The sequence below is a fragment of the Bordetella hinzii LMG 13501 genome (assembly GCF_001548475.1).
Lineage (GTDB): Bacteria > Pseudomonadota > Gammaproteobacteria > Burkholderiales > Burkholderiaceae_B > Bordetella > Bordetella hinzii.
In genome coordinates, this window is record NZ_LRUJ01000037.1 from 41,370 (window position 1) to 51,048 (window position 9,679).

A 9,679-nucleotide genomic window follows, 5' to 3' on the forward strand; every position below is an offset into this window, starting at 1 on the left:
GGAGCGCGCCATGCCCCTGTACGACTATCGCTGCGCCAGCTGCGGCGACTTCTCGGTGCTGCGGCCGCTGGCGCAGTGGCGCGATCCCGCGCCCTGCCCCGAGTGCGGCCGGCATTGCGAACGCTTTGTCAGCGGCGCGCCGGCCCTCTCGGCCCTGTCCTCGGCCATCCACCGCGCCCGGGCCGCCAACGAGCGCGCCGCCCACGAACCACGCAGCAGCCGCGCGGGCCACGGCATGGACTGCGGCTGCTGCGGCGGCGCCAAGACCCGGGGACGCACCCGCCAGACCGCCGACGGCGGCAAGACCTTCGCCGGCACACGGCCCTGGATGATCAGTCATTGATCAGTGCGCTGCGCCCGCTCGCCAAGCGGGGGCAGCGCAGGGCAGGCCCCGCCGCCGCGTGGATCCGGGATCGGCTCAGCCTTTGGGGCGTTTGTCGATGACGCGGCGCGCCTTGCCGGTCAGGGTGCGTTCGACGAAACCGGCATCAGCCACCTGGATGCGGGCGCTCACGCCGATATAGGACTTCACGGCATGCTGCAGCTGTTTGCCCACGGCGGCACGGTCGGCTTCCGACAGGTTGCCGAATTCGGGGCGCAGTTCGGTGAGGATCTCCAGCTCGTCCAGGTTGCCGCTGCGCGTCAACACCAGCTGGTAGTGCGGCGCCAGCTGCGCGATCTTGAGCACCAGTTCCTCGACCTGGGTCGGGAAAAGGTTGACCCCGCGCACGATGAGCATGTCGTCGCTGCGGCCGGTGATCTTGCCGATGCGGCGCATGCTGCGCGAGGTCGGCGGCAACAGCCGCGTCAGGTCGCGCGTGCGGTAGCGGATGATGGGCATGGCTTCCTTGGTGAGCGAGGTGAACACCAGTTCGCCCGGCTCGCCATCGGCCACGGGTTCGCCCGTGTCAGGGTTGACGATCTCGGCGTAGAAGTGGTCTTCCCATACCACCGGGCCATCCTTGGTCTCGACGCATTCGCTGGCCACGCCCGGCCCCATCACTTCCGACAGGCCATAGATGTCCACGGCATCGATGCCGGCTTCGGCCTCGATGTCCTGGCGCATCTGGCCGGTCCAGGGCTCGGCGCCGAAGATGCCGATGCGCAGCGAGCTCTGGCGCGGATCCAGGCCCTGGCGGCGCTGCTCCTCGAGGATGTTGCAGAAATAGGAGGGCGTGACCATGATGATGTCCGGGCGGAAATCATTGATCAGCTGCACCTGCTTTTCGGTCTGGCCGCCCGACATCGGAATGACGGTGCAGCCCAGGCGCTCGGCGCCGTAGTGCGCGCCCAGGCCGCCCGTGAAGAGGCCATAGCCATAGGCCACGTGGATGATGTCGCCCGGCTTGCCGCCCGCGGCGCGGATCGAGCGCGCCACCAGGCCGGCCCAGTTGTCCAGGTCGCGCGCGGTATAGCCCACCACGGTGGGCTTGCCGGTCGTGCCGCTGGAGGCGTGGATGCGCGATATGCGCTCGCGCGGGACGGCGAACATGCCGAAGGGATAGTTGTCGCGCAGGTCTTTCTTGGTCGTGAACGGAAACTTGGCGATGTCGGAGAGCTGCTTGAGATCATCCGGATGCACGCCCGCCTCGTCGAAGGCCTTTTTGTAGTGCGGCACATTCTGGTAGGCATGGCTGACGGTCCACTTCAGCCTTTCGAGCTGCAGGGCCTGCAATTCGTCCCGGCTGGCGTGTTCGATCGGATCCAGCCCCGGCTTGCTGAGGGTAGTGGGCATGGTGTCTCTCTCCTGAATATTCTGCGCGGCCCCTGTGGGGCCGCTTGCGCAATAAGAAAACCTCGGGCTCAAGCCTCGGCGTCGCCGACGATCTGCCCTTTTATTCGATAGGAACGGCCGCGGAAAACGGCCACATTGCGTCCTTCCTGGTTGGTCACGGTGATGTCATAGACGCCGGTGCGCCCGGCCAGCGAACGCTCCTGCGCCACGGCGGTGAGCACATCGCCCTCGTAGCCCGGCGCGAGATAGTCGATGACGCAGCCCGAGGCCACGGTGCTGACGTTGCGCGAGTTGCAGGCAAAGGCAAAGGTGCTGTCGGCCAGGGCGAAGATGAAGCCGCCATGGCAGGTCTTGTGGCCGTTGAGCATGTCGCCGCGCACCGTCATGGTCAGGCGCGCATAGCCCGGGGCGATCTCCACCACCTTCATGCCCAGGGCCTGAGAGGCGGCATCGCCGGCATACATGGCCGCGCCGACCGCCTCGGCCAGCGCCTGGGGGTCGGTCGGCACCGCTGTCTGGAGCGCGCTCATCATTGCCCCTTGAATTGCGGTTCGCGCTTGTCGAGAAAGGCGGCGACCCCCTCGGCATAGTCGGCGCTGCGGCCCAGTTCGCGCATCATGTCGCGCTCCAGGTCGAGCTGGGTAGCCAGGTCATTGGACAGGCTGGCCTGCAAGGCGCGCTTGGTGAAGGCCAATCCCTTGGTGGGCGCGCGGGCGAAGTGGCGCGCCATGCTGTCCAGGGTCTCGTCGAAGGCCTCGTCGGCCACGCATTGCCAGATCAGGCCCCATTCCTGGGCCTGGCGCGCCGGGATCTTGTCGCCCAGCATGGCCAGACCGAACGCGCGGGCGCGGCCGACCAGGCGCGGCAGCACGAAGGTGCCGCCGGTGTCCGGAATCAGCCCGAGGCGGCAGAAAGACTGGATGAAACTGGCCGATTCCTTGGCGATGACGATGTCGCCGGCCAGCGCCAGGTTGGCGCCGGCGCCGGCGGCCACGCCGTTGACGCCCACCAGCACCGGCATGGGCAGGGCCGCCAGGCGGCGCACCAGCGGCGCGTAATACTTCTCGACGGTCTCGCCCAGATCGGGCGGCGCGCCGTCGGGGCCCGGACGGCGCTCGGAGAGATCCTGGCCGGCGCAGAAACCGCGGCCTGCGCCGGTCAACACCAGCACGCGGGCGCCCTGGGTCTCGACCTGAGTCAGCGCGTCGGCCACCTCGCCATGCATGCGGGCGGTGAAGCTGTTGAGTTTGTCGGGGCGGTTCAAGGTCAGGCGGGCAATGCCGTCGGCCAGCGAAAACTGGATGTCTTGATAGCTCATGGCCGGCTCCTCAAACGTGACGGCGGGTTTGCACCACGCGGAAGCGGTTGGCCACGAAGGCGCTGTCCGACAAGGCCGCATTGGCGGCCGGATTGGCGCCGGTGCCATGGAAATCGCTGAAAGCGGCGGTCTGGTTGACGAAGACCGCGCCGGTCAGGTTGAGCGACAGCGCCACGCCGGCGACCTCGGCCGCCTCCTGGATGCGGGCGGCCACGCCTTCGTCCGTGGTGTAGGCCGACAGGCTGAGCGCGCCATGCTGGCGCACGGTGTCGCGCGCCAGCGCCACGCTGTGCTCGGTCGAATCGGTCGCCACCACGAAGGCGATGGGGCCGAACCATTCCTGGAAGATGCGGCTGTCGCCGGCCTCGGCCTGCAAGACCAGGGGAGTGCGCACGCGCGCCTGCTCGAATTGCGGATGCTGCAGGCTGCGCGAATCGGCCAGCACCGGCAGGCCCAGGGCACGGGCGCGCTCGATGCGTTCGGCCGTCGCCTCGCTCTGGATGGCGCCGGTCAGTTCGACCGCGCGGGCCGCGTCGCCGGCCAGCTTTTCGACCGCCGAAGCGATGGCCTGGGCCACCTCGTCGAAACTCAAGCGGCCCTCGGCCGTCTGGATGCCGCCGCGCGGCACGTAGATGTTCTGGGGCGCCGTGCACATCTGGCCGGAATACAGCGCCAGCGAAAACGCCAGGTTGCGCGCCACGCCCTTGATGTCCTCGGCCGAATCGATGATGACCTGGTTGACGCCGGCCTTCTCGGTGTAGACCAGGGCCTGGCGGGCGTTCTGCTCCAGCCAGTCGCCATTGGCCGTGCTGCCGGTGAAGTCGATGATCTTCACGGCGGGCGACAGCGCCAATTGCTGCGCGGTGTCATCGCCCGCTTGATGCGCGGCCAATTGCACCACGTCGGGGTCGAAGCCGGCTTCGGCCAGCACCTCGCGCGCCACCTGCACGGTCAAGGCCAGGGGCAGGATGGCCGCCGGATGCGGCTTGACGATGACGGTATTGCCGGTCGCCAGGCTGGCGAACAGGCCCGGATAGCCGTTCCAGGTGGGGAAGGTCGAGCAGCCGATCACCAGGGCCACGCCGCGCGGCACCACGGTAAAGCGCTTTTCCATCTTGATGGGGTCGTTCTTGCCCTGGGGCTTCTCCCAGAGCGCGACCTCGGGGATGCGCGACATCTCCTGCCAGGCGTAGGCCACGGCTTCCAGGCCGCGGTCCTGGGCGTGGGGGCCGCCGGCCTGGAAGGCCATCATGAAGCCCTGGCCGGTCGTGTGCTGCACGGCATGCGCCATCTCGAAGCTGCGCCGGTTCAGGCGCGCCAGGATCTCCAGCGACACGCCCACCCAGGCGCGGGGGCCGCCGCGGCGCCAGGTCAGGCCGGCCTGCCCGGCATTGGCCAGCAGCGTGGCCGGCGCGATGCGCGGGTAGGAGATGTCCAGGGCAAAGCCAAAGGGCGAGACCTCGCCGCCGGCCTTGCCTTCGGCGCCGGTCGCGGCCAGCGGGAAATCCTTGCCCAGCAGGGCATCGAAGGCGGCCTGGCCGTCCTGGGCCGCCGTCTCGCCATAGTTGCGCGGGCTGGGCGACTCGGCAAACGGGCTCCAGTAGCCGCGTTCGCGGGCGGCCGCCAGGGCCTTTTCCAGCACGGGCTGGTGACGTTCAAAGAAATCTTGGGACACTGCCTACTCTCCGAATATTTTTGTGAATCCGCAATCAGGGCCAGGTGGCGCTCAGGTTTCCTGGTCGAAATCCAGCACCAGCCGGTCGCTGACCGGGTAGCTCTGGCAGCTCAGGACAAAACCGCGCGCCACTTCGTAATCTTCCAGGGCGAAGTTGGCATCCATGTCCACCTCGCCCTCGACAACCTTGCAACGGCAGGTCGAACAGACGCCGCCCTTGCAGGAATATGGCAATTCAACACCCTGGGCCAGGGCCGCGTCCAGTACGTTGTCCTGGTTCTTGGCGATGGTAAAGCTGCGGCTGTGGCCGTCCTGGATGACGGTCACTTCGCACTGGCCCTTGCCCGGCGCCACCGCCGCCTCGCGGCCGGTGCGCAGGCTGCGCGGGCCCTTGGGCGCGCCGAACAGCTCGAACTTGATGCGCGACTTGTCCATGCCGCGTTCACCCAGGCGCTGCACCACGCTTTCGATCATGGTCTGCGGGCCGCAGACAAAAGCGTAATCCACATCATCGCCGGCCATCCAGGTATTCATGAGCTGCTCGACCTTGTCGCCATCGAGGCGGCCGTTGAACAGCTCGATATCCTGCGATTCGCGGCTCATGATGTAGACCAGCGAGAAGCGCTCCATATAGCGGTTTTTCAGGTCCTCGATCTCTTCGCGAAACAGCACCGACGAAGAGGCGCGGTTGCCGAAGAACAGCGTGAAGCGGCTGGCGGGCTCGGTCGACAGCGCCGTCTTGACCAGGGAGAACACCGGGGTGATGCCGCTGCCCACCGCGAAGGCGACATAGTGGCGCTGCTGCTCGGGCGAGAAATCGATCGTGAAATTGCCGGCCGGCGCCATCACCTCGAGATCCTGTCCGGGCTGCAGCTGGCGGTTGGCCCAGCTCGAGAACACGCCCTCGTCGACCTGCTTGATGGCCACCCGCAGGATGCCGTCCTGGGGCGCGGAGCAAATCGAATAAGAGCGCCGCACTTCTTCGCCATTGAGTTCGGTGCGCAGGGTGAGGTATTGGCCGGGGCGGAAAGCAAAGGCCTCGCGCAGGGCTTCGGGCAGCTCGAAGGTGACCACCACGGCATCGCGCGTGTTGCGCGCCACCGAGGCCACCTTGAGCGTATGGAATTGGGGCTGGCTCATGGGATAAGCGCTCAATGCGTCTTGAAATAGTCGAAAGGCTCGCGGCAGTCCGCGCAGCGATACAGGGCCTTGCAGGACGTGGAGCCGAAATGGCTGACCAGGCGCGTGTTGGCCGAGCCGCAACGCGGACAGGGAATGGCCGGCATGGCCTGCCGGCGGCTGATGCCGGAGATATCCACGGCGCGCTCGGCGGGCGCGGCAATGCCGTAGCCCTTGAGCGCGGCGCGCCCGCGCGCCGTCATCCAGTCCGTCGTCCAGGCGGGCGACAGACGGGTCTGTACGCGGACCCGCGGCAGGCCATGGCTGGCGAGCACGCGGACGATGTCCTCGGTGATCTCGCGCATGGCCGGGCAGCCCGAATACGTGGGCGTGATGGTGACCACGCAGGTCTCGCCCTCCCAGTCCACGGCGCGCACCACGCCCAGGTCGACCACGGACAGGACCGGGATCTCGGGGTCGGGGACGCCCCCGAGCCAGTCCATCACCTGCTCAGGGCCGACGCTGCCGCTCACCAGCGGGCTCCGGGATAGGCGCGCTGCAGATATTGCATCTCGGCCAGCACATAGCCCAGGGCCTCGGTGTGGCGGCCCTGCCAGCCGCCCTGGCGCAGGAGGTGGAAAGCCTCGCGCTCGTCGGGCGCGGTGAGCGTGGCTTCTTCGAGCACCTCGCGCACATGGGCCAGCCAGGGCTCGCGCAGCGTCGCGCGCTCGACGGCGATGCCGCGCGCGGCCAGATCATGGTCGACCTCGTCGTCGGCGAAGAGTTCGCCGGCGAAGGTCCAGGCCGCGTCGATGGCGGCCTGCATGCGGCGATGGCTCTCTTCGGTGCCATCGCCCAGGCGCACGACCAGGTCGGAGGAGCGGCGCACGTGGTAGGTGACTTCCTTGATGGCCTTGGCGGCGATGGCCGCCACCCGCTCGTCCTTGGACTGCGTCAGCTGCTGCAGCAGGAAATAGTGCCAGACGTCGAACAGGAACTGCCGCGCCATGGTGTCGCCGTAATCGCCATTGGGCTGCTCGACCAGCAGGCAGTTGCGGAACTGGTGCGCATCGCGCAGATAGGCGAGCTGATCCTCGTCGCGGCCGCCGCCCTCGACCTCGCCGGCCAGGGTCAGCCACATGCGGGCCTGGCCCAGCAGGTCGAGCGCGGTATTGGTCAGCGCGAGATCCTCTTCGAGCACGGGCCCGTGGCCGCACCACTGCCCCAGGCGCTGCGACAGGATAAGGGTGGTGTCGCCCAGGCGCAGCAGGTATTCAAACAGTTGCTTGTCCATGCCGCCGCCTTACATGTGCTTGATTTCTTCGGGCATGGGGAAGAAGGTCGGATGGCGATAGACCTTGTTGTTGGCCGGCTCGAACAGCGGCTCCTTGTCGCCAGGGCTGCTGGCCGTGATATCGCTGGCGCGCACCACCCAGATGCTCAGGCCCTCGTTGCGGCGCGTGTAGACGTCGCGCGCATGGTTGATGGCCATTTCGGCGTCGGGCGCGTGCAGGCTGCCCACATGCTTATGCGCCAGCCCGTGCTGGCTGCGGATGAAGACTTCCCAGAGGGGCCATTCTTTGCTCATGATGCGTATCCCCGGCGCGCGCGGGCGCGCCTTGTTCGTGCAGGAGTGGAAAAGGTCGGTCCGGCGCGCTCAGGCGGCCTTGCGGCGGGCCTGTTTTTCGGCGTAGGCCGCCAGGCCATCGCGCACCCAGGCGCCGTCCTCGTGCGCCTTGACGCGGGCCGCCAGCCGTTCGCGGTTGCAGGGGCCATTGCCCTTGATGACGGCATAGAACTCATCCCAGTCGATCTTGCCGAAATCGTAGTGGCCGCGCTCGGCGTTCCATTTGAGATCGGGATCGGGAACGGTCAGGCCCAGGTATTCGGCCTGGGGCACGGTCTGGTCGACCATCTTCTGGCGCAGCTCATCGTTGGAGAAGAGCTTGATCTTCCATTGCATGGACTGCGCGCTGTTGGGGGAGTCGGCATCCGAGGGGCCGAACATCATCAGGGCGGGCCACCACCAGCGGTTCAAGGCATCCTGGCACATGGCTTTCTGCTCGGGCGTGCCGTGCAGGCACATCTGGATGAGCAGGTCGTAGCCCTGGCGCTGATGGAAGGATTCTTCCTTGCAGACGCGCACCATGGCGCGCGCATAGGGACCGTAGGAACAGCGGCAAAGCGGGATCTGGTTGATGATGGCCGAACCATCGACCAGCCAGCCGATCATGCCGATGTCGGCCCAGCTCAGCGTGGGGTAGTTGAAGATGCTGGAGTACTTGGCCTTGCCCGAATGCAGGTCCTCGATGAGCTCATCGCGCGAGACGCCCAGGGTCTCGGCCGCGCTGTAGAGATAGAGGCCGTGGCCGGCCTCGTCCTGCACCTTGGCCAGCAGGATGGCCTTGCGCTTGAGCGTGGGCGCGCGACTGATCCAATTGCCCTCCGGAAGCATGCCGACGATCTCGGAATGCGCATGCTGGGAAATCTGGCGTATCAGCGTCTTGCGGTAGGCATCGGGCATCCAATCCTTGGCCTCGATGCGCACCCCCTCGTCCACGCGGCGCTGGAACTCACGCTCGGGGCCGGACAGTTCGTCCGCCCGGCGCAGCTGCTTGACCCCGGTCTCGACCAGTTGCGCGTACATGTTTGTCTCCTTCGGCGAAAAGCGGGCGCCAGGCCCCGCCTGATCTGTTTCTTGATAATCTGATTATTTAATACAAAAATTCCATTGTCAAACTTATTTCTGTATCACATTGGGTTTATGTATCATGTCGGGCAGACCGATAACATCGCGGCTGACAACCGTCCCTTTTATGGCTAGTTCCGCAACGCCGTCCCTGGACCGCTTTCTGGCCCGCCTGCTAGAACAGGATCCGCCGCGCGCCAAATCCCTGTGCGTCAGCCTGTTGGGCGATGCCTTGGGACCGCATGGCGGCGCCATCTGGCTGGGCGACCTGATCGAGTTGCTGGCACCGGTGGGCATCAACGAGCGCCTGCTGCGCACCAGCGTCTTCCGCCTGGTCGCCCAGGATTGGCTGCGGTCCGAACGCCATGGCCGCCGCAGCCTCTATCTGATGTCCGACACCGGGCGGCGTCTGACGGCGCTGGCCTCGCAACGCATCTATGAAGGCCCGCCGCGCCAGTGGCACGGCGAATGGACGCTGGTGGCGCTGCCGCGCACCGGCGGCAACGGCCTGGCCGAGCGCGCCGAGCTGCGCCGCGCGCTCGAATGGGAAGGCTTCGCCCTGGTGGCCCCGGGCCTGTTCGCCCACCCCGCCACCGAGGCTCGCGCCGCCCACGACATCCTCGAACAGCTGGGCATCCCCGACAAGGCGCTGGTGTTGGCCGCGCGCGACCTGGCCGGGGCCGGCGGCCTGCCCATCGCCAGCCTGGTGCCGCAATGCTGGAACCTGGATGCCGTGGCCGAGCAATACCGGCTCTTCACCCGCAGTTTCGCGCCCCTGGCGCCGCTGGTGGCCGATGCGCCGCCGTCACCGCAGCAGGCTTTCGCGCTGCGTGTGCTGCTCTTGCATCACTGGCGCCGCATCGTGCTGCACGACCCCCAACTGCCGGTGCCCATGCTGCCGGCCGACTGGCCCGGCGGCCCGGCCCGCGAGCTCTGCGGCCGACTGTATTGGCGCCTCTTCGACGCCTCGGAGCAGCACCTGGACGCCGTCGCCGGCCGTGAGAACGACCGCTATCGCCCCCTGGCGGCGGATGTCCTGAACCGCTTCGGCGGCCGCCCTCAAGCCGCCAGCACGGCCGAAAGCCACTGAGGCTCCAGGCCCAGCCCATCCTCGAAACATTCGCCCATGGCGGGCGCCCCGCC

11 protein-coding genes are annotated in these 9,679 nt (G+C 67.4%); 2 read left to right on the forward strand and 9 right to left on the reverse strand.

The features are described from left to right. Window positions 1-10: 10 nt before the first annotated feature. Window positions 11-343, forward strand: a complete 333-nt coding sequence (locus AXA74_RS19510; protein ID WP_032978131.1) for a zinc ribbon domain-containing protein — start codon at window positions 11-13, stop codon at window positions 341-343. Window positions 344-418: 75 nt separating this feature from the next. Here AXA74_RS19510 and paaK read toward each other — a convergent pair whose 3' ends face one another. The 9 genes from paaK to paaA all read right to left on the reverse strand — a co-directional run bounded on the left by paaK (window position 419) and on the right by paaA (window position 8,494). Continuing rightward, window positions 419-1,735: a phenylacetate--CoA ligase PaaK gene (gene paaK / locus AXA74_RS19515; protein WP_032964379.1), complete on the reverse strand. Its 1,317-nt coding sequence runs from the start codon at window positions 1,733-1,735 to the stop codon at window positions 419-421. Window positions 1,736-1,803: 68 nt separating this feature from the next. Beyond that, entirely contained in the window at window positions 1,804-2,265 is a 462-nt protein-coding gene (gene paaI / locus AXA74_RS19520) for a hydroxyphenylacetyl-CoA thioesterase PaaI (RefSeq protein WP_032978134.1), read from the reverse strand. After that, entirely contained in the window at window positions 2,265-3,053 is a 789-nt protein-coding gene (gene paaG / locus AXA74_RS19525) for a 2-(1,2-epoxy-1,2-dihydrophenyl)acetyl-CoA isomerase PaaG (protein ID WP_029577293.1), read from the reverse strand. The genes paaI and paaG overlap by 1 nt, the downstream gene beginning before the upstream one ends. A gap of 10 nt (window positions 3,054-3,063) precedes the next feature. After that, a complete protein-coding gene (gene paaN / locus AXA74_RS19530) occupies window positions 3,064-4,728 on the reverse strand; it encodes a phenylacetic acid degradation protein PaaN (protein ID WP_029577292.1) in 1,665 nt (554 codons plus the stop codon). A 51-nt stretch (window positions 4,729-4,779) separates the two neighbouring features. Then, a complete protein-coding gene (gene paaE, locus AXA74_RS19535; RefSeq protein WP_029577291.1) occupies window positions 4,780-5,868 on the reverse strand; it encodes a 1,2-phenylacetyl-CoA epoxidase subunit PaaE in 1,089 nt (362 codons plus the stop codon). A gap of 11 nt (window positions 5,869-5,879) precedes the next feature. Further along, on the reverse strand, window positions 5,880-6,350 hold the full coding sequence (gene paaD / locus AXA74_RS19540; RefSeq protein ID WP_032955107.1) for a 1,2-phenylacetyl-CoA epoxidase subunit PaaD: 471 nt from the start codon (window positions 6,348-6,350) through the stop codon (window positions 5,880-5,882). 26 nt (window positions 6,351-6,376) lie between these two features. Further along, window positions 6,377-7,141: a 1,2-phenylacetyl-CoA epoxidase subunit PaaC gene (gene paaC / locus AXA74_RS19545; RefSeq protein WP_029577289.1), complete on the reverse strand. Its 765-nt coding sequence runs from the start codon at window positions 7,139-7,141 to the stop codon at window positions 6,377-6,379. A 9-nt stretch (window positions 7,142-7,150) separates the two neighbouring features. Then, window positions 7,151-7,435 (reverse strand): 1,2-phenylacetyl-CoA epoxidase subunit PaaB, encoded by a 285-nt coding sequence (gene paaB / locus AXA74_RS19550; protein WP_029577288.1) that lies wholly within the window; start codon window positions 7,433-7,435, stop codon window positions 7,151-7,153. A gap of 69 nt (window positions 7,436-7,504) precedes the next feature. Then, on the reverse strand, window positions 7,505-8,494 hold the full coding sequence (gene paaA, locus AXA74_RS19555) for a 1,2-phenylacetyl-CoA epoxidase subunit PaaA (protein WP_029577287.1): 990 nt from the start codon (window positions 8,492-8,494) through the stop codon (window positions 7,505-7,507). Between the two features lie 169 nt (window positions 8,495-8,663). Between paaA and paaX the strand changes: the two genes are divergently transcribed. After that, window positions 8,664-9,626 (forward strand): phenylacetic acid degradation operon negative regulatory protein PaaX, encoded by a 963-nt coding sequence (gene paaX / locus AXA74_RS19560; protein ID WP_029577286.1) that lies wholly within the window; start codon window positions 8,664-8,666, stop codon window positions 9,624-9,626. The last annotated feature ends 53 nt before the right edge of the window (window positions 9,627-9,679 follow it).